Origin of the sequence: Halomarina salina (assembly GCF_023074835.1) — an archaeon.
In the GTDB taxonomy this organism is placed as follows: Archaea; Halobacteriota; Halobacteria; order Halobacteriales; family Haloarculaceae; genus Halomarina; species Halomarina salina.
The window spans coordinates 2,886,868-2,908,257 of sequence record NZ_JALLGW010000001.1; the positions used below are offsets into that span (position 1 = coordinate 2,886,868).

Genomic DNA, 21,390 nt, shown 5'->3' on the forward strand with positions numbered 1-21,390 from the left:
ACCGTGCTAGCGATGCCCACGACCATCGAACTTCCGGACGACCTGGCGGAGCGCCTGGCGGTCCACCTCGAGGAGGACGAGACGTACGCCGAACTCGTCGAGGAACTGCTCAACATCTACGAGGGCACCCGTTTCGTCCAGGAGGGCTACTCGGAGTGACCGCGGCGGCACGCAGCGGAATCAGGTAGCCTCGACGGCAGACGTCGCGTCGGCGGGCGGTTCCTCGGTGCGCTCCGTGTACCGGCGGACGACTACCCCGACGAGGAGGTAGAGCGGGAGCGACGCGAGGAGCACGCCAGCCAGGACCAGCCAGTCGCCGGACGCGAGCGGGACGGTCCCGAAGTAGTCGGCGAGCGGCGTGTACAGGACCGCGAGGTGGAGGCCGAACGAGGCGAGGACGGCGGCCGCGAGCGCGGGGTTCGAGCGCGTCGGCGTGCGTCGCGTCCAGCGGACGACGTACAGTTTCCCGAACTCGACGACGACGAGCCCGGTGAACACCATCGTCCCGGCGTACGCCGTCACGGACGCACCACCGTCGAGCGTGAACGCGAGGAGGGCGAGCATCAGCAGCGTCGTCACCGTCGCCGTCCCGCCCACGAGTCCGACCATCGCCCGGTCGACGACGCCCGTATCGCGTCGCGGGCGACGCTCCATCACGTCCTCGGCGGTGGGGTCGGTACCCAGTGCGAGCGCCGGTAAGCCGTCGGTGAGCAGGTTGATCCAGAGCAACTGGACGGCGGGGAGGACGAGGAAGCCCGCCAGGGACGCCAGCAACACCAGCGCCACCTCGGCGACGTTCGCACCGAGCAGGTACGCGACGAACTTCCAGACGTTGTCGAAGACGGTCCGCCCCCGGCGCACCGCGTCGCGGATGGTCCCGTAGTCGTCGTCGAGCAGGACGATGTCGCTGGCCTGCTTCGCCACGTCGGTGCCCCGAACCCCCATCGCGATGCCCACGTCGGCGCGTTTCAGCGCGGGCGCGTCGTTGACGCCGTCGCCGGTCATCGCCACCCGGCGACCGCTCGCCTGGAGCAGTTCGAGGATGCGCACCTTCTCCGTCGGCGTGACGCGGGCGAATACGTCCACGTCAGGGAGGCGTTCGCGGAGGTCGTGGTCGTTCATCGCGGCCACCTCGCTGCCGGTCAGCACCCGGTCGCCGATACCGACCTGCCGGGCGATGGCCCGCGCCGTGACGCGGTTGTCGCCGGTCACCATCTTCACGTCGATGCCCGCAGCGCGCGTCTCGGCGATGGCGTCGGCCACCTCCGGGCGCGGCGGGTCGACGAGTCCCTGGAGACCGACCAGGACGAGGTTCTCCTCCAGATCGCCGTCGTCGTCTCGGGGTTTGTAGGCGAACGCGAGGACCCGGAGCGCGTCGTCGGCGAACGACTCGACCCGCGCGGCGACGCGTTCGCGGGCCGCGTCGTCGAGCGGACGGACGCCGTCGGCGGTGAGTAGCCGTGTCGACCGCTGGAGCACCGTCTCGGGAGCGCCCTTCACCAGCACCTCGTCGTCGTGGACGGTCGCCATCCGCTTTCGCTCGGCGGAGAACGGCCGCTCGTCGGACCGAGGTCGTTCCTCGCGGAGTCTAGCCACGTCGAGACCCGCCTCGCTCGCGGCGTCGACGAGCGCCCGCTCGGTCGGGTCGCCACCGTCGCCGTCGGCGGGTCCGTCGTTGCAGAGCGCACCGATTTCGAGCAGTCGGCGGACCCGGTCGTCGCCCGCCTCCGTACCGGTCGTCCGGTTCCCCCTCGGGTCGACCGTCTCGTTGTCTGCCCGGTCGACCGTCTCGTCGTCCACCCAGAGGCGACCAACGCGCATCTCTCCTCTCGTGAGCGTCCCGGTCTTGTCGGTGCAGACCGTGTCGACCGACCCGAGCGCCTCCACCGCGGGGAGCGTCCGGACGAGCGCGTTCTCGTCGGCCATCCGGCGGACCCCGAGCGCCAGCGTCAGGGTGACGACGGCCGGCAGCCCCTCGGGGATGGCCGCGACGGCGAGCGAGACACCGGTCAGCGCGGCCTGCACGAGCTCCGTCCCGCCGAGGACGAGCACCGGAACGAGCACCGCCGCGAGGACGACGACGGCCACCCCGAGACGCCGGGCGAGCACGTCGAGGTCACGTTCCAGAGGCGTCGACCGACGCTCGGCCGTCCGGAGCGAGGTGGCGATGTGGCCCACCTCGGTGTCGAGGCCCGTCGCGACGACGACGGCCACTCCTCGTCCGCGAGTCACGCTCGTCCCGTCGAACACGAGGTTCGAGCGCTCGGCCAGCGCCGTTCCGGGGGACAGGACGCCGAGCGACTTCTCGACGGGCGCGCTCTCACCGGTCAGTGCCGCTTCGTCGACCTGCAGCGTCGACGCCTCCGCCAGACGGGCGTCGGCGGGCACCACGTCGCCTTCCGCGAGCAGTATCACGTCGCCGGGGACGAGGTCGGTCGCCGGTACCATCGTCCGCTCGCCGTCGCGCCTGACGGTCACGGTGGGCGTCGCCAGTTCGCGCAGCGCCCGGAGGCTCCGCTCGGCGCGGTAGTCCTGGACGAAGCCGAACGCGGCGTTGGCGACGACGATTCCAGTGATGAGGACGGCGTCGACCGTCTCGCCGACCGTCGCCGAGAGCACGACGGCGAGGACGAGCACCCACACCAGGGCGCTCCGGAACTGTGCCAGCAGGATGCGGGCCGGTCGACGCTCGTCGTCGTCCGGGAGCTCGTTCGGTCCGAACCGCTCGCGTCGCGCCGCCGCCTCTTCCGGGCTCAGCCCCGACTCGCTGGTGTCGAGACGCTCGAAGACCGCCTCGGCGGGCTGCGCGTGCCAGTCCGCGGCCGACGAAGCTTCGACTCCCGACTCCATCCCGGACCGGTGGGCCCCCGACGGACCGCTCACGGCACGACCACTCCTGACGCGCCCGACGTCCTCACCATACGTCGTCTGCTATCGCCAATCGGGAAAAGTGTCGGCTCGGCACCGGGTTCGGTTACGGGACGACCACCCCGAACTCGCCACCCGGCTCGGCGACGTGTGCCGCTCGCATCGTCGTCTCGTCGGTCATAGACGAACCGGTACTCGCGGCGGCGACGAAATCGGCTATCCAGACGTGACGCGAGAGTCGCCGCTCGCGACCTGTTCGTGACCGTTTCGACCGCCGTGGACGCGACAACGCTCGAGCGTGTCTGTCCCATACCGTTCGGATACACTGAATATCGCGATACGAAATCGGCCGATCGTAGTTCCCGGCCGCGGAACGTTGATGCCCGTATCCGACGTTCTAGCGGCTGTTATGAGCACATCTGGGACGCTCTCCGTTCAGCGGGTCGAGGAGTTCGTGCTGGCGAACCGGGTGATCAGAGCACCCGACTATCGAAAATCTCACGACGAGGGGGTCCAGTTCACGGACCTGGACCGGGGGCTCCAGTGGGGTGCCGACGTGGTCCCGGCCCTGCAGGGGTTGTTCCGGGTCGAACGGGACCCACGGGACGACCGTCCCGACGGCTGGGTGGGGTTCGCTCGCCACTGGCGAGGAGCGACGCTACAGGTCGAGTTCGACGAGTTCTCCGACCCGTCGGGGTCGGACGCGGTCCTGGTCGTGACCGGGGTGTTCGGTCGAGCGGGAACGGAGACCATCACGGACAAGACCGTCGGGGAGGTCGCGTTGCCGGAGCAGGTGCCGACGGAGGGGGAGTGGCGAGACCGGCGAAAGCGGTACGAGGCGGCGCGGCGGTCGGACGACACCGACGGGGCGACGGCGGTTCGGGCGTACGTCGCAGCGCTGCCGGGGTGGAAGCGCGACGTCGCGACGCGGTTCGACGAGATTGTCGGCCAGAACGTCCCCGACGTGCGCCGCGCCGTGCGGTACCACCAACCGTTCTACGGCGTCGAGGGCGAGGGCTGGTTCGCGTCGTTCAGCGCCTTCTCGAAGCACGTGAAGCTGTCGTTCGTGAGCGACTCGTATCTCGAACCGCGGCCTCCCGCCGGTTCCGGGCCGGAACGGCAGGCCCTGGACGTGACGGAGACGGACACGCTGGACGAGGAGCGGGTCGGGTCCTGGGTCCGGCAGGCCGCCGCCCATCCGGGGATGGGATGGTGAAGCTGGGCGGCCGACCGGTCACTACCGCCGGCCGGCCCCCGAGAACCGTGTGACGAGTCGTTCCATCGAGACAGAGCGTCGAGACACAGCGTCGAGTTCGACAGTCGAGCTGTACGGAGGCCTTATTTTTACCTATATTACGAAGAATTAAATCTCGATGGTAGACCCAGATGGCTCGGTCGTACTCACGGACCACCCGCGTCTCGTCGGCGTCGTCTTCACAATCCTGCTCGCGCTCTCTCGGGCAGGCGTCGCGGCCTCGAACACCGGTAGTACCGTCACCGGGCCGTAAGTCGGGACTAGAGCGTCGGGTCGACGTCGTCGGGGAGGTCGTCGCTCCAGCAGACACCGTCGTGGTCGGGCGTCGTCACCGGCAATCGCTCCATCGAACAGAACTCCTGGAACTCCCGCGCGGACATCGTCAGGGTCGTCATCCGACCAGCACCGAGGAACCGCCGCTCGACGCCGTCGACGGTCGGTGCGTAGATGCCCCCCAGGTTCCCACGGGTCGGGAAGCCGTGCACGGTTATCTCGAACCGGCCGTCGTCGGTCCGGACGAGGTCCCAGCGCATCGGGATGCCGCTCCGGTTCTGTGCGACGGTCAGGTTCTGGTCGCCCACGACGAGGTACTGGTCGCCCGCGGCCGTCTCGCTGCCGAGGACGTCGATAGCCCCCCCGAGGGAGAAGCCCGCGTTGAGCAGGCGCGCGACGGTCCGGCCGAGGCCGGTCGCCGCCGCGTTCTCGACGTTCTCGACCGTGGCGACCCCGCCGATGGCCCCGGCGTCGACGAGGTGGTGTGCCTGGACGTACGACCGACACGCGTTGAGCATGAAGGCACGGACGGCCACACGGTCGAGGGTGGCGGCGTCGAGGTAGCCGTCGGCGCACTGGAGGCCCCGCTCGTCGACGTGGCCGACGTAGTGGAGGAAGTCGCAGTCGGTCTGGAGGAGGTCGACGAGTTCCGCACGCGTCACCTCCTCGTAGGTCTCGACGCTGAACGCCACGAGGTCTCGAAGGCCGTAGAGCCCCGAGACGGCGAGCTCCTCGCGCATCTCGGGGTCGTTGGCGACCACCGCCACGTCGACCTCGCCGCTGGCGGTCGCGTCGAGGCGGCGTCGACTCGCGCCGAGGTCGGGTTTCGTCCCGCCGACCGGGTAGCCGTCGCCGACCCAGACCTGTTCGATGCTGTCCGTCGGTCGCGGGACGACGACCGTCTCGTCCGCGAGCGTCGGTGAGGCCGACCCACCGTCCCCGCGCGACGGGGCAGCCGACTCCGGAGTGTCGTCACCTCCACGTTCCGTCGAGTCCCCCGGCAGGCGCCCGTTCGTCGTGTCCGTCGCGGTCGGCAGAGGCCGCTCGCTCGCCCCGCTCGGTCCGGTCGGTCCGCCCGGTTCGGCGTCACCCCCTCGGACGAACGCGTCGAGTGCGGTGGTGCCGCCGCGTTCGTCCGTCTGCGGTGACGGCGACAGGCAGCGAACCACGCCGAGGTCGTCGGCGACGTACGGGAGGTGCTCCAGTCCGTCGTACCGGGGGGCGACGTCGGCCGTGAGCTTCCAGCGCGGGACGGCCGGTGTGACGACGTCGAACGGGACGTCGAGGTAGGCGCGCGTCCGATCGGCGAGCGGCGCGTCGTACAGCGCACCGAAGTCCAGCGACCGACCCGTCTCGGCCAACCGTCGTTCGACGCGGCGGCGCTCGTCCAGGTCGAACGGGTAGAGCCCCTCGGTCCGGGTCACACACTCGAAGGTGAACAGGTGCTGGAGCGTGCGCGCGACGCGTTCCTCGAACGACCGTGACCCGCCGACGTGACGCCGTCCGCGGGCGTCGGTCTGTCCGGCCGCTCCTCCCGATGTGGTGTCGTCGAGCGGGAACGTCCACCCGTGGTCGTCCGTCCGGAGGCGTGGCCGCGCCCCGAGTTCGACGCGCGCGTCGAGGAAGAACGCGAGCGAGGTAACTGGGTAGAGATACCGGAGCGACGGCGGCACCTCGACGACGAGTCGCCGTGTGCGACGGTCGCTCGACAGCGACTCCGGGACGTGGAGTTCGTCGCCGCGTTCGAGGAGGGGTGGGTGCCCCCGGAGCGTGGGCCACGACCGTTCGGGCGACGTCGTCTTGAGCGCCGACCCGAACTGGGAGAGCGCCGCCGCGACACCCTCGGGCGTCTCCGGGACGGTGACGGTCGCCGCCGGGTGGTCGTGGCGGGACCGTGTGCCGATTCGGAAGCGGGTTGCGTCCGCTGCTTCGACGACTCGTCCGTCCTCGTCGGCGTAGGTCGTGAACCCACCTTCGACGTGGAGGTACGTCTTCACCGCCGTCGACGACAGTTCGACGGTCCAGACGCCCGGTCCCAGGCTTCGCGTCTCTCGGCCCGCGACCTCGCAGGCAACCTCGCCGCTACCGTCGCGGACGATCAGGACCGGGAACTTCGGTATCCGGACGGCCCGCGTCCGGAGGACGACGGCGTCGTCGACGGGGAGACAGAACGGCTCGGTCGAACACCCCTTCGGCCGGACGGGCGTCGGCGTTCGGAACTCCGCGCGGACGCCCATGACGTCGTCTGCGACGACGAACCCGGTCGGTGACGACGTGGGCGTGACGTTCAGTCCCGCTCGCATCGGCCCGGTGGATGGGGGGCGGCGGTCACCGGCTGACGGTGCGACGACTCGGCAGGTGAACTCCCGGTCGACATTTCGTGCGCTAGTCCGCCCCCGCATCAAATATAGTTTCGCACTAAAGATATGGAATTAAAGTCGCGCGTTGATGTGGCTCCCGACACCAACACTCCAGCGAGATAGACAATATTTCATGGCTCTCAAAACTATTATTTATAACTGCGATGTAGAGAAAATTGAAATGGTCGAGTTCGCCGACCCGCACGACTCCGCACCACCTCGCCGCCGTCCGACGGCGACGCCCGACGAGGCGTCGCTCAGAACGGACGACACCACGCTCGGCGAGACGTTACGGGACCTCAAGCGGCGGGGGTGCTCGGTGCTCGTGACGGGGGCGGTCCCGTTCGAGACGCGGGCCGCCATGTCCCGCCGCCTGTTCGGTGTCCCCGACGAGCGGCGCTTTCGACTGCTCGCCGTGACCAACAGCGTCGGTCTCCCGGTCGCCCGTTACCTCCCGGACGGTCTCGGGGCGCGGGACGACGCCGTGACCGTGGTCGACTTCGCCGACGAACTCCGGGGAGGAGTCGCGGCGAGTTCGGGCGACACCGGTACCGCCACCGGTTCGTCACCCACCGTCCGCACCGACGACGCGGACCGGGTCGCGTCGCTCGGTACCTCGCTATCGTCGGCGGTCGCGACGGTCGCAGACCGCGTCGATACGTTCGCGCCAGGCGAACTCCGGGTGGGCGTCGCGTCGCTCTCTGGTCCCTACGACGAGGAGGAGGCCGACCGCGTGCGCACGACGCTCGGCTCGATGGTCGAGGACGTCGTCGACCACCGGGGGATGGTCCACTGTCACCTGCTCGGCGAGGCCGACGGCCGGACGGCGAACGGGCTGATGCCGTCGTTCGACGTCCGCATCGAACTCCGCGACCGCGGAACTGGGACCCCCGAACACCGGTGGGTCGTCCCCGAACAGTCGGTGCGGACGGCGTGGGTCCCGCTGTGACAGCGCGACTCGCCATCGAGGCGTCGTCGGACGCCGGCGTCGTCGTCGTCGACGACGTCCAGGGTGTGACCGTACGGTTCGACACGGCGTCTCCCGTGTCGCCGGTCGTCGAGTCGCCGGAGGACACCGCCCTCCCGCTCGACGCCCTGGCGAGCCTCGACACCGCGGCCATCCGCGTGCCGAAGTTCGTCAACGTCATCGTCCACGACGACCACGGGACCGTCGTCAGTCAGGTCACGAACCGCCAGCGGACCCGTCTCCCATCGGGGCAGTACGTCCTGGAACTGGAGAGCCTCGCGGTGAAGACGTACCTCGTCGTCGACGGCACCGTCGAGACGTACACCGACGAGTCGGGCCGCGTCGTCCGGGTGTCGGGGGCCGACACGATACGACTCGGTGCCCGGTCCCTCCACGAGTTCCCGGCCGGGACCATCACCACCACCGACGACCCGGCGGACGTGATGGCGGCCGTCTCCCAGTTCGGGTCGGCGCTCAAGACGACGTCGCCCGAACGGTCGTGGCCCACGCTCCGGGGCCACCCGCCGCTCCTCGAACGCGGCGACGAACTCCGCGTCCCGGAGTCGGTCAGTGGGGACGGCGACCGGCCCGTCACGATTCGGGTCCCGCCCCGTCTCGACGCCGTCTACCCGGTCGCACCGCTCGCGTACTACCTGAACGCCCGCGTCGAACCCGGCGAGTCGCCGGTCCTCCTCGCCGACGGAACCGAACATCCCCTGGACGACCCGAACGTCGAGACGGGCGTCGAGCGGACGCTCCGCCACCTGTTCTTCCTCGACTGCCTCACCCGGACGGAGGGGCTCTACCCCATCGAACTGGCCGAACGCGAGGCCGTCGAGACCGTGGACCTCGGCCTCGACTTCGCAGCGCTGTACGACGCCCCGCTCGCCGACCGGACGAGGGCGTACCTCGACGTCCCGTTCGACGCACTCGACGACCACCGGCCGCGCTGGAAGACGACCGCCGACGTGCGGCCCGTCTCGTCGTCGGTCGAACAGCTACCGTTCCTCGTCAACGACCTCTGTACCATCCGCTGTCCCGGCCCGCGACGGGACAGCGTCACCTCGCCCACGACGAGTACCGTTCGCGAGTTCGCTCGCGGCGACCCGGTCGGTCGGGTCGGTGGCCGGGTCATGAGCGACGGTGGGACGGCCCGGTCGGAGGCCGCCGACACGACGCGGCGCTTCGACGACTGCGAGCGGTCGGACCGCATCGTCGGCCTCCCCCGAACCGGCAGCATCGAGCACGTCTGGGTCGGCGACGGCTACCGCATGGGGTCGGCGAAACCGACCGTCGCCGCCAGGAAGCGTCGGTTGAACGCCGTCACGAGCGGTCCCATCGACGTGGCCGTCGTCGTCAACGACCCCGAGATGCGTGCCGAGGGGAGCGTCCAGAACCGGTACGGCCTCCGCGAACTCGTCCAGTTCGACGTCTCGGTCCACGAGGAGCTCGACCGTACCGGGCTCCGCTCGCTGCTCACCGAGGACCGGGACTTCGTTCACTTCGTCGGCCACGTCGACGAGCGGGGCCTCCAGTGCGCCGACGGCTACCTCGACGCCGCAACGCTCGACCACGTTCGAACGCGCGCGTTCGTCCTCAACGCCTGTCAGTCCTACCGGCAGGGCCAGCACCTCGTCGACGCCGGGGCTATCGCGGGCGTGGTGACGTTCGTGATGATCGGTAACGACGCCGCGACCCGCATCGGACGGTCGCTCGCGCGTCTGCTCAACGCGGGGTTCTCCCTCGGCGGCGCGCTCGACGTGGTCGGTGAGACGGACCTGTTCGCCAAGCACTACGGCATCGTCGGCGACCAGAACCTGACGCTCGCGTCGTCTCGCGGGTCGACCCCCATCAGCGTCGAACTGTGCCGACTCGACGACGACGATGGTGCCGACGGTGACGATGGTACCAATAGTGACGACAGTGACGACGACGAGCGGTTCCGCATCTCCCTCCACGGTCACCCCGCGGGCCGCATGGGGCCGGGAGCGGTGTACTCGCCGAACGTTCCCACGAACACCCGGCGCTACCTCAACGCGGGTCACGTCGACGACTTCGACCTGACTCGCGACCAGCTCGCGACGTTCCTCCGGCTCGAACGGTTCCCGGTCGTCGTCGACGGTGACCTCCACTGGAGCGAGTCGCTCTCGCTCGAAGACGTCGATTGAACGATAACAAATCGCCGAGAAACGGACTGGTGTCGAGAACCGGTCGCCGACTACGGGCCACCCAGCGTCGACCCTGCGGCCGCGGCCGCCGAACCCACCTGTGAGAGTGCGATGAGCGCCACGAAGAGGGCTCCGGTCAGTTTCGGGTGGTTCGCCAGTCGTTCTGCAACCGTGGTCTTCGACATCACGTCTCACCGAACAGGGGTTATATAATTGAATCTAACTTAATAAATTCTAGAGTATATTGTATAAAAAAACGTACTACCGGTTCAGAACAATTCTCGGCTGAGTTGGACGAGTGCCGCGCTGGGAGAGTGCATCGCGAACGGAGAGGAGGTTCGGTCGAAAACGCTGAGACGGTGTGTCCGGAATCAGCGGACGGCGAGTTCGGTCTCGAGGGGCTCCAGAACGCGTTTGAGTCGGTCGTCGGCCGGCCCGGACTCGGAGGCGTTCTCCAGGAGCACCGTCTCGGAGGGGAACAGGCGCTCGCCGAGCACCAGCCCGTGGTCGCGCGCCGTCGACCCGGTGACGGTGACGTAGACGCCCAGTCCGGCGTTCGCGATGGCGGCCTCCTCCTCCACGCCGTCGCCGGGGTAGCAGAACTCGACGCCGTCCAGCGCGTCGGTGCCGACGACCGCCTCGACGAGGCGTTCGTAGCGCGGCGAGATGCAGACGGGGCCAGCGTACTCCTCGACGAACGAGCGGTCGAGGTCGCCGTCGGCGACCGACGGGGTGGCGAGGAGCGTGTGGTACACCGTATCGCCGAGACCGGAGACGAGGCGAACGTCGGTGTCCCGCGGGTCGATGCGGTCGTTGACGTCGGCCATGTCGCGGAGGGGGTCGGGAGCGAGGCCGACGACCTCTTCGAGGACGAGGTCGGCGCTGTCGAAGCCGAGTGCGAACTCGTGTTTCCGGAGCGCTCGGAACGGTTCCTCGCGGCCGACGAGTCGGACCTCGTAGTCGCCGAGCGACCACGTCAGCGCGTCGAACGCGATGCGTCGCGGGAACCCCTCGCGACTGTCCCGGAGGACGGTGTAGTCCGCCGGACCTCGACTGTAGTCGGCGAGGCGGTCGTACACCGAGCGGTCGGTCGACTGCGTGCCCTTCGTGATGGCCTTCTCGTAGCGGAGCGTCGAGATGACCTCGTCGGCGAGGTCCGGCGTTCCCGTATGGGCCGCGAGCCGTTCGAGGACGGCTTCGAGCGGACGACCCTTGCGCGGAACGGCGACGCTGATGGCTGCCATTACGCCGAGAACAGCTTCCGGCGATAAAACGCGACCGATTGCCGACCGGTCTGTCCGCGGTGCGTCCGCGGTGAACTGGGTTCGACTACTCCTCGTCCGCGTCGTCGGCCGTATCGTCGGCAGCGACACCGGGACCGCCACCGCCGAAGACGCCGGCCATCCGCTCCTGGAACGCGTCGAACTGCTCCAGACGCCCCTCGGCGTCGTCGAGGCGGTCCGAGAGGTCGTCGAGGTCCTCCAGCGTCGCCTCGACGTCGTCCAGCGTCTCGGCGAGGTTCTCGACGCGGTCGAGTTCCTCGTCGACTGCGTCGAGTCGCTCGGCGAGGTCGTCCGCACCGTCGAGTGCGTCCTCGACCTCGGCGACCCGACTCTCGGTGTCTTCGACCCGGTCGACGGTCGCCGAGAGTTCCGTACCGGTCTCGTCGAGGTCCGCCGCGACGGCGTCGAGGTCCTCGCTGCTGGCGGCCTCACCGCGGAACGTGTCGAGGTGGTCCTCGACCGCCGAGAGGTCGTCGCGGAGGTCCTCGACGTGGAGTTCGACGTCCACGAGGCCGTCCTCCAGGTCGTCCGTCGACGTGTCGAGGGTCTCGACGGCGTCGGCCGCGTCGTCGGTTCGCTCGTAGAGGTCGTCGATTTCCTCCCGGACCGCGTCGAGTTCCTTCCCGACGGTCTCCGAGCGGTCGTCGACCTCGTCCATCCGGTCGTCGACCGCCTCGAACCGCTCGTCGGTCTCGTCGGCGTGGGCCGCGAGTTCGTCGACGCTCTCGTCGAGGGCGTCGACCCGTCCGTCAACGTCGTCCACGCGGTCGTCCACGTCGGCGACCTCCGTCTCGACCGTCTCGACCCGGTCGTCGACCGCGTCAACGTCCTCGCTCGTGGCGTCGAGTCGCTCGTCCACGTCGTCGACTCGGGTGTCGACCGTCTCCACGTCCTCGTCGACCGAGCCGATGCGGTCGTCGTGCGCGTCGAGCCGCGTCTCCAGCGAGCCGAGTTCACCGCGCAGATCGCGCAGCAGAGTCTGTGCGTCGCCGTTCTCGTCGAGGAACTCCTCGAGCGCGTTCACGTACGCGCGAAGTTTCGTCACGTCCTCGCGGATGGTCGCTAGCTGGGCCGTCTCGCTTCCGGACGGCCCCTCCGCGCCGAGCGCACCCCGGAGCGCGTTCTCGACGGCGGGGTCGACGCTCCCGTCGCGCAGTTCGCGAGCGAGCGCGGCGGCGACGCCGCCAGCCGCGGGGGCGGCGTCCAGAGCGTCGTTCTCCGTCGGTGGAGTGGCGGACGTCGTCGAGGCGGCTCCGGCCGCGTCGGTGGCGTCGTCGCCGTCGGGGGTCTCCGTCGTCTCGTCGGTCGTCGAACCGGCCGTCGCCGAGTCAGTCGTCTTCGAGTCGGCGACGGTCGAACCGGACGATTTCGACTCGGTCGACCCGCCGGCCTCCTCGTTCGGGTCGCTCAGCTGGATGGGTTCTATCTCGTCGTCCTCGTCGGTCTCCGCCTCCTCGACGAGGTCGACGGCTTCGGCCTCCTCTTCGAGACCCGGTACGGTGTCGGCGTCGCCCGAGATGACGTCGCGAACGGGGTCGCCGCTGTTGGTCCCGAGGACCGCCGCCGCGGCGTCGTCGACCTCGAGGGTCGGGTCTTCGAGGAACGTCTCCGCGGCGTCGACGTCCTTGTCCCGCAACGCGTAGACGGTCGTCACCGACTCGCCCGCGGCGAGGTCGCGTTCGAAGACGAGGTCGCCGTCCTCGACCGACCAGAACTCCTCGCCGAAGTCGGGGTGGAACCCCACGTCGTCCGGCGTGACGTCCTCGGGGAGGTGGTCGACGACGCGGCACGTCACGCGCTCCTCGCGCTCCGACGTCACCACGAACGCGATTGCGGGCACCGGGAACTCCTCCGGTTCGAACGACTTCTCGACGGTGACGTCGTTCGCGGCGACGACACCGGTAGCCAATTCACTCATTAGTGGACAGTATTACTTTCCGATAATAAACCTGTCCGTGAACTGTATAGCCCCCGACGCGTCTGCGTCAGACGACCGTGCTGTCGCCGATCTCGAGGAGTTCGAGCCGCCTCGGGTGCTCGAACCCTCGGACGTGGGGGCCGAGCGCCGTCGGGTCGGCGGTCAGTCCCTTCCACATGTCCCAGTGCGTCGGCAGGAACCGGTCGAGGTGCAACTGTCGAGCGGCCTCGACCACGTCGTTCTCCCCGGAGTACCACTGTGTGTCGGTCGGTTCGCCCGTCTCCTTGTCGGGAATCGTCCCCGCGCTCCCGAACGCGAGCGCACCGAGGTCGATGTCGTAGCGCTCCCCCACGTCGGCGAAGTGGTCGCTCGGGCGAGCGTCACCGCCGTGGAAGAACGTCCGACCCGCGTGTTCGACGACGTACGACACCGGGTGCTCGGCGTCGGGGTCGTGAGCGGGTTCGACGTGGACCGTCACCTCGCCGACGTCGATGGTGTCGCCCTCCGCCACCTCGACGAACCGGTCGTCGTCGAGGTCCCACTCCTCGCGCCACCCCTCCTCGTCGACGACGTCCAGCGAGGCGTCCGGCGCGAAGAACGGCGCGTCGGTGTTGGCGAGGATCGGTCCCTGGCTCGGCCCGTTCGCGTGGTCGGTGTGTTCGTGGGTCGCGAAGACGGCGTCCGCCTCCTCGACGTCCGCCGGGTCGAACGGGACCGGAATCATCCGGACGGTCCGCGGGGGGTCGCCCGTCGCGAGATACGGGTCGACGAACAGCGTCGTCCCGTCGCTCGCCTTCACGACGAAGCCGTTACAGCCGAGATACCAGACCGCCAGTCCCTGCGGGTCGCTCCCCTCCACCGCCCGGAGGAGCCAATCGTCCCAGTCGGAGTGCACCTCTTCCATACCGGACGCTTCCGCGCCACGCACGTAACTCCACCTTTCGTACCCGACCGGGAGTTCGTCCTCTGCACTCGGGTCGCCCGGCGATACCGACTCCGCACGAGGAACGGACATCACCCGCAACGGAGACCACGGTCTACCGCACCTCTCACTACCCTGGCGGGTTCGAGACGGCCGTTCCGTCCGAGAACGTCGCGTTGACGACGAAGCCCAGCATGAGCACGACCGCGGCGACGTAGAGGCTCGTGAGGACGAGTATGATTCCGCTGAGGACACCGTAGATAGCGTACGTGGCCGCGTGCGTGACGTAGTATCTGACCACGGCGAGAAGCCCCGTCCAGCCGAAGGCGACCGTGAGCGTCCCGGGGAGTGCGGCCGCCAGCGAGGGAATCTCGGTCGTCGGGACGTAGTACAGCGGTAGAAAGACGAGCGTGAGCGCGACGAACAGGACGACCAGTCCGCCGGCGAAGACGTGCGAAGCGCCGGGCAGGAGTGCGAAGAGAGCGGTCGCGGCGACGACGGAGGCGACCCCCAGTCCGAGCGAACCGAGGACGCTGACCGCGTTGCGGACCCGGGCGGCCAGGGAGTCGTCGGACGAGCCTTCGACGCGCCCGACCATCGTCTCGAAGCCCGCGGTGACGTTCGCCGCACTCCAGACGAGGACGACGACCGCGAACAGCGTCGCACCAGCCTTCCCGGACGCGTCGTCCAGTCCGCTCGACACCGCCTGTTGTGCCTGGGGGGTGAGGAAGTGGAACACCCCGCCTCGGACGGGTTCGGTGACCGGTTCGCCGATCACCGCGACCAGCAACACGAGCAACGGGAGCAACGAGACGAACCCGTAGTACGCGAGCGCGGCCGCTGGATACTGGATCTTCTGGTCGTACGACGACTCGGCGATGGTGAGCGCGGTCTCGGCCGTGTCGTACTGGCGAAACACGTTCGGCCTAGTGGGGTGAGCGTGAAAACCCTGTGTTCCCACTCGGGTACCTGTCCACTGTCGTGAATCGTTCGCCCGGCCGACGGAGGTCGGCGTCGTTACAGTCGAGCGACGAGAGGGTGGCGTTCAGTCCTGACAGCAGCCGCCAGCCTTCTCGCCGAAGTCGACCGAGAGCGGCGCGGAGATCATCTCGTTGAGCTCCTGCAACTGGAGTTCGAGGTCGGACTGCGCGCGGAGGTAGTCGCTCATGACGGGGATGTCGTGGAGCTCCTCCTGTGCGGCCTGCAGGTCGCGGAGGTCCTCGTTCGAGGCGTTACCGGTCTGGCGGGCGAGCATGAACTCCTCGCGCTTCTGTTCGAACGACTGAATCTTCTCCTGGGCATCCTCGCTCTCCTCGACGGCCTGCTTCGCCTCGGCGAACTCCTGGTACGCGGGGAGGTCGCTGATGGCGTCTCCGAGGTCGGTCGCGAGTTCCGTCGCGCGAGCGGCGGGGGGAATCTCGTCGGCCTCGTCGGACTCCGGCGTGGTCTCGATGCTCATGGTCGGGGTTGGGGCTCGGTCGGTTTAGGTCTGCCGAAGGTCCGGGAGGTCGGCGGCGACTGCCTCCGCGAACGCCGTCACCTCCCCCCAGTCCGTGTACTCGTAGTCCCGGGAGGTGTCGGTGTCGCCACCCTCTTTCCGGGCGATACGTCGCATCACGAACCGCTTGAGGGGCCCGTACTGGGAGTAGACGATGGCACCCGCGAAACTGGCGACGTGGTCCGGCGTCCACCCGGTCTCGTCGAGGAACGACTCCTCGATGGCCTCCACCTCCGCGACGCTCTCGGGGCGTTCGCTGGCCGCCGAGAGGCTCACCTGGTAGAACGCCGAGACGCAGTCGTTCAGCACCTCGCGGTTGCGCTCGACGAACTCCCTGACGTAGGCGTGGTGCCGACTCCGGTGGATGGAGTCGCCGACGACGACCGCGTCGTACGCGGGCAGGTCGAGCGAGTCGGGGAGGCGTTCGCCGTGGACCAGTTCCACCGCGTGGCCGCGGCCGGTGAGGACGCCCGCCACGTGGTGGGCGATCTTCTCGGTCTGTCCCTCGGAGGTCCCGTACAGTAGTAGGATGGATGCCACGTGGGACGTAGGACTGCGGGTGGCAAGTGAGTGCGGGGTGGGCCCCAACCCGCGAGAACTGCCAGCAGATTGATGGCCGTTCGTGGTGACCGTTCACCTATGACAGACGACAGTCAGCGGACGACTATCAAACCCGGACAGCGCGTCTACGACGACGACGGGACCGAACTGGGTGTCATCCGTGGGCTGACGGAGACGGGGTTCCAGGTCCGACTCGGCGAGTCGGTCGACCACCTCGACCTGGAGACCGACCCCGGCCACGAGTTCGGTGAGGGGTACCTGATGTGGCGCTGTGACGAGTGCGGCGAGATGGGCGACCTGGAGGACGGCTACCCCGAGGAGTGCCCGAACTGTGGAACGCCGAAACGCAACCTCTACGCGTGGCTGGAAGACTGACCACGCTGAAGGGAGACCGACCGAGAGAAGCGAGTCGGGCGGGCGCGTGAGCACCACCCGCACGGTCGCTGCCGACCGTACACGTTAACCGCGTCCAACCGCTGGCTCTGGTAATGAGCCAGGAATCGCAGCACGACTACTCGGAGGGCGACCTGCGGAAGACCGGGATGGCCCTCAAACACGAGCGAACCTGGGACTACGAACTCGACCGCATCGTCGAGGCCGTCGAGGAACGCGGGGCCGAGAAGGTCGGTCTCCAGTTCCCGGAGGGACTGAAGCGACGCGCACCGCACGTCGCCGACGACCTGCGCGCACTCCTCCCCGACGACACGCGCGTCCTCATCTCCGGGCAGCCCTGTTACGGCGCCTGTGACCTCGACACCTACATGATGCGCCGGACGGACGTGTTCGTCCACTTCGGCCACTCGCCGATGAAGGAGTCGGACAAGATCATCTACGTCCCGCTGTTCTCGAACGTCGAGGTCGAACCCATCATGGAGGAGTCCCTCGAGGAACTCTCCGACCCGGACGAGGACCCCGACGTCGGCCTCGTGACGACCGCCCAGCACATGAACAAGTTCGACGAGATGAAGGCGTGGCTCACCGAGCGCGGCTACGAGGTCCACACCCGTCGGGGCGACGACCGCCTCACCCACGAAGGGCAGGTGCTCGGCTGCAACTACGCCAGCGCCGACATCGACGCGGACCAGGTGCTGTACGTCGGCGGCGGGAAGTTCCACCCGCTCGGACTGGCGATGGAACACCCCGAGAAGAACGTCGTCATCGCCGACCCGGTCAACAACGTCGTCACCATCGCGGACACGGAGAAGTTCCTCAAGCAGCGCTACGGTGCGGTCCACCGCGCGATGGACGCCGAGACGTGGGGCGTCGTCTTCTGTACGAAGATCGGGCAGGGACGCTGGGAGGTCGCCAACGACATCGTCGAGGAGAACGAGAACGCCTACCTGCTGACGATGGACGAGGTGACGCCCGACCGCCTCACGCAGTTCGGCTTCGACGCCTACGTCAACACCGGCTGTCCGCGCATCACCACCGACGACGGCCCGCAGTTCAAACAGCCGATGCTCACCCCCGGCGAGTACCAGATCGCCATCGGCGAGGAGCCGCTCGACTCGCTGTCGTTCGACACGTTCCACGGTACCTGGTAGTCTGGCCTCGTTGTCTACTCCTGCCCCTCGACCTTCTCGGCGCTCATCTCGTAGGTCGTACCGTGATACTCGAACAGCGACGGCTCGCCGAGACCGAATGGCGGTGTCGACCCGGTCACCCCGGTCAACCGTACTGTCTCGACATCGTGGCCGGTTAGCAGGGCGAGGGCATCGCGGAGTGGGCGGGGGCGGACAGAACCGGGCTGGAGTAACTGTTCGGTGATGAGCCGTCGCTCTGTGCTCGCATCGGTGGTTCGGAGCACGAACGCGGCAACGGAGGAGTACTCGTGCTCTCGACCGGCCGTCCACCGAGCCCCGAGTGTCTCGCCGTCGACCGACACGTCGGTCACGTCGCCGGTCGTCGTCAACTCGGCCGGTGGTCCCTGAATCTCGACTGTCGCGACGGCAGCCGTCTGTTCTTCGTGGTCTCCACCAGCGAACCAGCCAAGGTTCCCGAACACGTATCGGCCGCCACCGAGCCCACCGACGATTCTCGTCGTCTCGCTGTCGCCGGGGGCACCGTTCGGTTCATCGATCGGTTCTGAATGAGGGTACACCGTCCAGCTGTGGCGGTCATCACCTGAGAGGGGTGTAAGCGGCTGGGGCCAGGCGGTTGGTGCGACGTGAAACCACTCGTCGTCGACCTGCTTGTGCAGGCGCGCTGCGTAGTGATTGGTCTGGAAGGCGGCATCGGTCTCATTCCGGAGCGTGAACGTGAGACTACCGGAGAGGTCGACAGTTGGCTCGGAGGGCGTCATCCTGAGCGGCACGTCGTCGGGCGCAGCCTCCGAGCAGACGACGGTGGCGACGTTATCACCGTAGGACGGACAGTCGCCGGGGTAGGCCTCGATGTTGGGAGGGGTCGGCGTCGCTGTCGAGTCGTTTACCGTCGTCGACGGGGACATTGTGTCGGTCGTCGTCGCTGTCTTCGTTCCGGTCGTCGAGGTGGTCGTCCCGTTCGCGGTGGTATCCGCTGGCGAGGTGTCGGAGAGACATCCCGTGAAACCGACCGCCGCGAGCGCGAGGACCTGTCGGCGTCGCATACAGTCGGGTTCTGTCACGCCGGTAAAAGCTTTGTAGTCGCCACGGTGCGGGTCGGGGTCGTCGAGACTGCCAGCGTCTCCGAGCGTACTTAAACTCGGCCGACGGTCTCTCGGGCGGCACCGACCGGTGCGAGTCAGTCCGGCGGTGGGTTCTCCCCCGTCGCAGTCTCGTCGGCCGGTTTCGCCAGCCTCCACGCTCGTCTGTCCGGCGACCATCAATTCCAATAGACCCAACAATCATATACTCCAACTCGTAAGGGTCTGCAATGAGCGAGGACGGCAGTATCGAGACGACACTGATCGAGTGGTATCGGCGCTTCATCGGTGAACCCGAGCGTGAGGTCGACGTGTACGCGGGGTTCGCGATGTTCTTCGGTGGTGTGGCGCTGGGGCTGGTCGGCCTCGGACTGTTCGTCGTCGAACAGGTCGTGTTCGGCCCGGGGAAGACGTTCTGGCTGCGCGAGATCGCGTTCGCCATCGGCGCGTCGGGGCTCCCGACGCTGTTCCTCGGCGTCACGGTGCTCCTCCCCGTCGAGAAACGAGCGCGAATCGGCGCGGTGACGGGCGAGGCTATCAGTCTCGCCGCGGTCGCGTTCTTCGTCTGGGCGCACCCGTGGCACTGGAACGTCGACTCGGGCGTGGACTACAGCATGCAGGGCGTCGGCATCTACGCCCTCGGCGTCGTCACGGTCATCGCCGCGACGTTTGCCGCGCTGGTGAGCTACCACGTCGAACGGGCCTCACCCGACCAGGTCGTCGCCGAGGCGAGCGAGGAGGACACCGGCCCGGAAGTGACCGACGAGGACGTCCGTCGAGACATCGACGAGGCGATGGCGAACACCGAGATGACGTGGGGCGGCGTCCCGAAGGACAACACGCGTCGCATCACGGTCAAGGACAACTCCGACGGCCTCGACACGTCCGGCTTCGAGGGCGTCGAGGCGAAGTCCCACCGGTCGTCCGGAAGCGGCGTCGACGCTGCCGTCGCGGGCCTACAGGGGATGCGCGGCGGCGAATCCGCCCGCAAGACCGCTCGCGGGTCGGGCACGGACGACCAGGCGGCGGCGCTCGCACAGCTCCAGGAGAAGAAACGGAAGGACGCCGAGCGAGAGGAGAAGCTATCGGACCTCAACAGCGGCGGTCTCCTCGGGCGGCTGAAGTCGATGCTGAACCTCGGGTAGTCGGTCGTTCGCGGCTCTTCTCGTCGGTACTCCGTCCCGTCGTTTGAATTACCGATAGGTGTAGAGTTTGTTGAATCCGAATCTATACCAGTAGAGAGAAACTTTATATTGGTTTACTCATAGAAGCCGATATGGCGAAAGGCCTAGACGTCGGCACGATGAACATCATTTCGGGAAAACAGGACGACGGCGACACCGTCTTCGTCCAGCAGCGCAACTCCTTCGTCGAGATAGAACACTCCGACATGGCAGAGCAGATGCTCTCCCGTTCGGACGTGCTCCACATCCGCAAGGACGACAAGGTGTACGTGGTTGGTGACGACGCACTCAACTTCGCGAACATCTTCAAGCAGGAGACCCGCCGCCCGATGCAGCGTGGCATCCTCTCGAACGACGAGAAGAGCGCCATCCCCATGATCAAGCTCATCATCGAGCAGGTCGCGGGCGAGCCCGAGTACCCCGGCGAGCGAATCCACTTCTCGACGCCGGCAGACCCCATCGACTCGGACCTCTCGACGCTGTACCACCAGAAGACGTGCGAGTCGTTCCTCTCGGACATGGGCTACGAGCCCGAACCGATCAACGAGGGGATGGCAGTCATCTACAGCGAACTCGCGGACAACAACTTCACCGGCCTCGGCGTGAGCTTCGGTGCGGGCATGACGAACATCTGCCTGGCGTACTACGCGGTGCCGGTCATGACGTTCTCCATCGCCCGCGGTGGCGACTGGATCGACGAGCAGGCCGCCCGCGCGACGGGCAAGCCCGTCGACAAGGTCACCTCCATCAAAGAGGACGACTTCGAACTCGACTTCAAGACGGACGTCGGCGGCGTGGAGGGCGCGCTCGCCATCTACTACGAGAACCTGCTCGACTACGTCATCGAGAACATCGCCCGCGAGGTCGACGACGAGGACGTCGAGGAGGGTCTCGACGTTCCCGTGGTCGTCACCGGCGGCACGTCGTCGCCCAGCGGCTTCGAGAAGCTCTTCGAGGACCACCTCGAGGAGTCCAACCTGCCGTTCTCGGTCAGCGGCGTGAAGAAGGCCTCCGAGCCGCTCTACAGCGTCGCTCGCGGGTCGCTCGTCGCAGCGCGCTCCGAGGAGGACCGCGACAAGCCCAACAAGAGCAAGCCCGTCAAGTCGTCGAGTTCCAGCGGGAACCAGTCGAACAAGGGTAGCTCCTCGTCGTCGAAGGGCAAGTCGAAGAAGAACAAGTCGTCGAAGAAGCAGAGCCAGAAGGCGTCCTCGGACAACTGACGACGCGGACGACTACTCGGTATTGAAGCGGTCCAGCGCGGACTGCCACGACTCGATTTCTTTCGGCTCGCTCCGATGCTCCACCGAGACCCCCAGGTAGCCACAGCGTTCGCACGTCACCGCCTCCTTCCCGTACAGCGTGTAGGTGTCGAGCGTGGCTTCACAGCGCGGACAGTCCATACGCGCCCGTTCGAGTGCGGAGGTATCAATCTAACTTATCGCCCAACGAGTACGTCCGCGGCCCGACCGTCCCGAATCGCTCCCGGAACCCTTTCGCGGAGCGGTCGCGA

The 21,390-nt window shown here is 67.9% G+C and carries 20 protein-coding genes; 9 read left to right on the forward strand and 11 right to left on the reverse strand.

Going from position 1 to position 21,390, the window contains the following annotated elements; all coding sequences use genetic code 11:
- The first annotated feature begins 12 nt into the window (after positions 1 to 12).
- Positions 13 to 159 (forward strand): DUF7557 family protein, encoded by a 147-nt coding sequence (locus tag MX571_RS14700; protein ID WP_247418065.1) that lies wholly within the window; start codon positions 13 to 15, stop codon positions 157 to 159.
- 21 nt (positions 160 to 180) lie between these two features.
- Here the strand turns inward: MX571_RS14700 and MX571_RS14705 are convergent, their stop codons facing one another.
- Positions 181 to 2,850 carry a cation-translocating P-type ATPase gene (locus MX571_RS14705; RefSeq protein ID WP_247418510.1) on the reverse strand — a complete coding sequence of 890 codons (2,670 nt, stop codon included), beginning with the start codon at positions 2,848 to 2,850 and terminating at the stop codon, positions 181 to 183.
- Positions 2,851 to 3,277: 427 nt separating this feature from the next.
- Here MX571_RS14705 and MX571_RS14710 point away from each other — a divergent pair, with 427 nt between their 5' ends.
- Together MX571_RS14710 and MX571_RS22495 are read left to right on the forward strand one after the other, a co-directional pair.
- Positions 3,278 to 4,084: a DUF1801 domain-containing protein gene (locus MX571_RS14710; protein ID WP_247418066.1), complete on the forward strand. Its 807-nt coding sequence runs from the start codon at positions 3,278 to 3,280 to the stop codon at positions 4,082 to 4,084.
- Positions 4,085 to 4,241: 157 nt separating this feature from the next.
- Positions 4,242 to 4,376 carry a DUF7503 family protein gene (locus MX571_RS22495; RefSeq protein ID WP_282594496.1) on the forward strand — a complete coding sequence of 45 codons (135 nt, stop codon included), beginning with the start codon at positions 4,242 to 4,244 and terminating at the stop codon, positions 4,374 to 4,376.
- A 7-nt stretch (positions 4,377 to 4,383) separates the two neighbouring features.
- Here the strand turns inward: MX571_RS22495 and MX571_RS14715 are convergent, their stop codons facing one another.
- The gene (locus MX571_RS14715; RefSeq protein WP_247418067.1) at positions 4,384 to 6,699 is read right to left on the reverse strand and encodes a hypothetical protein; all 2,316 of its coding nucleotides are present in this window, start codon (positions 6,697 to 6,699) and stop codon (positions 4,384 to 4,386) included.
- Between the two features lie 238 nt (positions 6,700 to 6,937).
- Between MX571_RS14715 and MX571_RS14720 the strand changes: the two genes are divergently transcribed.
- Both MX571_RS14720 and MX571_RS14725 read left to right on the forward strand, forming a co-directional pair.
- Positions 6,938 to 7,705: a DUF7504 family protein gene (locus MX571_RS14720; protein WP_247418069.1), complete on the forward strand. Its 768-nt coding sequence runs from the start codon at positions 6,938 to 6,940 to the stop codon at positions 7,703 to 7,705.
- Complete coding sequence (locus tag MX571_RS14725) at positions 7,702 to 9,891, forward strand: hypothetical protein (RefSeq protein ID WP_247418070.1); 2,190 nt, start codon at positions 7,702 to 7,704, stop codon at positions 9,889 to 9,891. The genes MX571_RS14720 and MX571_RS14725 overlap by 4 nt, the downstream gene beginning before the upstream one ends.
- A gap of 50 nt (positions 9,892 to 9,941) precedes the next feature.
- Here the strand turns inward: MX571_RS14725 and MX571_RS22500 are convergent, their stop codons facing one another.
- From MX571_RS22500 to MX571_RS14755, 7 genes are all read right to left on the reverse strand, one after another.
- Positions 9,942 to 10,076, reverse strand: coding sequence for a DUF7503 family protein (locus MX571_RS22500; RefSeq protein ID WP_282594497.1), 135 nt, complete (start codon positions 10,074 to 10,076; stop codon positions 9,942 to 9,944).
- A gap of 186 nt (positions 10,077 to 10,262) precedes the next feature.
- On the reverse strand, positions 10,263 to 11,135 hold the full coding sequence (locus MX571_RS14730) for a phosphoribosyltransferase HisG-related protein (protein ID WP_247418072.1): 873 nt from the start codon (positions 11,133 to 11,135) through the stop codon (positions 10,263 to 10,265).
- Between the two features lie 85 nt (positions 11,136 to 11,220).
- Entirely contained in the window at positions 11,221 to 13,092 is a 1,872-nt protein-coding gene (locus tag MX571_RS14735; RefSeq protein ID WP_247418073.1) for a hypothetical protein, read from the reverse strand.
- A 67-nt stretch (positions 13,093 to 13,159) separates the two neighbouring features.
- A complete protein-coding gene (locus MX571_RS14740) occupies positions 13,160 to 13,996 on the reverse strand; it encodes an MBL fold metallo-hydrolase (protein WP_247418074.1) in 837 nt (278 codons plus the stop codon).
- Between the two features lie 148 nt (positions 13,997 to 14,144).
- Positions 14,145 to 14,933: a YihY/virulence factor BrkB family protein gene (locus MX571_RS14745; RefSeq protein ID WP_247418075.1), complete on the reverse strand. Its 789-nt coding sequence runs from the start codon at positions 14,931 to 14,933 to the stop codon at positions 14,145 to 14,147.
- A 126-nt stretch (positions 14,934 to 15,059) separates the two neighbouring features.
- On the reverse strand, positions 15,060 to 15,473 hold the full coding sequence (locus MX571_RS14750; protein ID WP_247418078.1) for a YlbF/YmcA family competence regulator: 414 nt from the start codon (positions 15,471 to 15,473) through the stop codon (positions 15,060 to 15,062).
- Positions 15,474 to 15,497: 24 nt separating this feature from the next.
- A complete protein-coding gene (locus MX571_RS14755; protein ID WP_247418080.1) occupies positions 15,498 to 16,052 on the reverse strand; it encodes a flavodoxin domain-containing protein in 555 nt (184 codons plus the stop codon).
- Between the two features lie 99 nt (positions 16,053 to 16,151).
- Here MX571_RS14755 and MX571_RS14760 point away from each other — a divergent pair, with 99 nt between their 5' ends.
- Positions 16,152 to 16,448: a TFIIB-type zinc ribbon-containing protein gene (locus MX571_RS14760; RefSeq protein ID WP_247418081.1), complete on the forward strand. Its 297-nt coding sequence runs from the start codon at positions 16,152 to 16,154 to the stop codon at positions 16,446 to 16,448.
- 113 nt (positions 16,449 to 16,561) lie between these two features.
- A complete protein-coding gene (gene dph2, locus MX571_RS14765; protein ID WP_247418082.1) occupies positions 16,562 to 17,617 on the forward strand; it encodes a diphthamide biosynthesis enzyme Dph2 in 1,056 nt (351 codons plus the stop codon).
- Between the two features lie 14 nt (positions 17,618 to 17,631).
- Here the strand turns inward: dph2 and MX571_RS14770 are convergent, their stop codons facing one another.
- On the reverse strand, positions 17,632 to 18,660 hold the full coding sequence (locus MX571_RS14770) for a hypothetical protein (protein ID WP_247418084.1): 1,029 nt from the start codon (positions 18,658 to 18,660) through the stop codon (positions 17,632 to 17,634).
- Between the two features lie 266 nt (positions 18,661 to 18,926).
- Between MX571_RS14770 and MX571_RS14775 the strand changes: the two genes are divergently transcribed.
- Together MX571_RS14775 and MX571_RS14780 are read left to right on the forward strand one after the other, a co-directional pair.
- Entirely contained in the window at positions 18,927 to 19,841 is a 915-nt protein-coding gene (locus tag MX571_RS14775; RefSeq protein WP_247418085.1) for a cell division protein CdpA domain-containing protein, read from the forward strand.
- 131 nt (positions 19,842 to 19,972) lie between these two features.
- Positions 19,973 to 21,100, forward strand: a complete 1,128-nt coding sequence (locus MX571_RS14780; protein WP_247418086.1) for a cell division protein FtsA — start codon at positions 19,973 to 19,975, stop codon at positions 21,098 to 21,100.
- 12 nt (positions 21,101 to 21,112) lie between these two features.
- On the opposite strand, the gene MX571_RS14785 is transcribed toward MX571_RS14780, so the two are convergent.
- A complete protein-coding gene (locus tag MX571_RS14785; protein ID WP_247418087.1) occupies positions 21,113 to 21,280 on the reverse strand; it encodes a TFIIB-type zinc ribbon-containing protein in 168 nt (55 codons plus the stop codon).
- Between the last annotated feature and the right edge of the window lie 110 nt (positions 21,281 to 21,390).

Excerpts from the sequence above, each read along its gene's own strand:
- MX571_RS14700 (WP_247418065.1), top strand. The coding sequence starts at position 13 with ATGCCCACGACCATCGAACTTCCGGACGACCTGGCGGAGCGCCTGGCG.
- MX571_RS14705 (WP_247418510.1), bottom strand. The coding sequence starts at position 2,850 with ATGGAGTCGGGAGTCGAAGCTTCGTCGGCCGCGGACTGGCACGCGCAG.
- MX571_RS14710 (WP_247418066.1), top strand. The coding sequence starts at position 3,278 with ATGAGCACATCTGGGACGCTCTCCGTTCAGCGGGTCGAGGAGTTCGTG.
- MX571_RS22495 (WP_282594496.1), top strand. The coding sequence starts at position 4,242 with ATGGTAGACCCAGATGGCTCGGTCGTACTCACGGACCACCCGCGTCTC.
- MX571_RS14715 (WP_247418067.1), bottom strand. The coding sequence starts at position 6,699 with ATGCGAGCGGGACTGAACGTCACGCCCACGTCGTCACCGACCGGGTTC.
- MX571_RS14720 (WP_247418069.1), top strand. The coding sequence starts at position 6,938 with ATGGTCGAGTTCGCCGACCCGCACGACTCCGCACCACCTCGCCGCCGT.
- MX571_RS22500 (WP_282594497.1), bottom strand. The coding sequence starts at position 10,076 with ATGTCGAAGACCACGGTTGCAGAACGACTGGCGAACCACCCGAAACTG.
- MX571_RS14730 (WP_247418072.1), bottom strand. The coding sequence starts at position 11,135 with ATGGCAGCCATCAGCGTCGCCGTTCCGCGCAAGGGTCGTCCGCTCGAA.
- MX571_RS14735 (WP_247418073.1), bottom strand. The coding sequence starts at position 13,092 with ATGAGTGAATTGGCTACCGGTGTCGTCGCCGCGAACGACGTCACCGTC.
- MX571_RS14740 (WP_247418074.1), bottom strand. The coding sequence starts at position 13,996 with ATGGAAGAGGTGCACTCCGACTGGGACGATTGGCTCCTCCGGGCGGTG.
- MX571_RS14750 (WP_247418078.1), bottom strand. The coding sequence starts at position 15,473 with ATGAGCATCGAGACCACGCCGGAGTCCGACGAGGCCGACGAGATTCCC.
- MX571_RS14760 (WP_247418081.1), top strand. The coding sequence starts at position 16,152 with ATGACAGACGACAGTCAGCGGACGACTATCAAACCCGGACAGCGCGTC.
- dph2 (WP_247418082.1), top strand. The coding sequence starts at position 16,562 with ATGAGCCAGGAATCGCAGCACGACTACTCGGAGGGCGACCTGCGGAAG.
- MX571_RS14770 (WP_247418084.1), bottom strand. The coding sequence starts at position 18,660 with ATGCGACGCCGACAGGTCCTCGCGCTCGCGGCGGTCGGTTTCACGGGA.
- MX571_RS14775 (WP_247418085.1), top strand. The coding sequence starts at position 18,927 with ATGAGCGAGGACGGCAGTATCGAGACGACACTGATCGAGTGGTATCGG.
- MX571_RS14780 (WP_247418086.1), top strand. The coding sequence starts at position 19,973 with ATGGCGAAAGGCCTAGACGTCGGCACGATGAACATCATTTCGGGAAAA.
- MX571_RS14785 (WP_247418087.1), bottom strand. The coding sequence starts at position 21,280 with ATGGACTGTCCGCGCTGTGAAGCCACGCTCGACACCTACACGCTGTAC.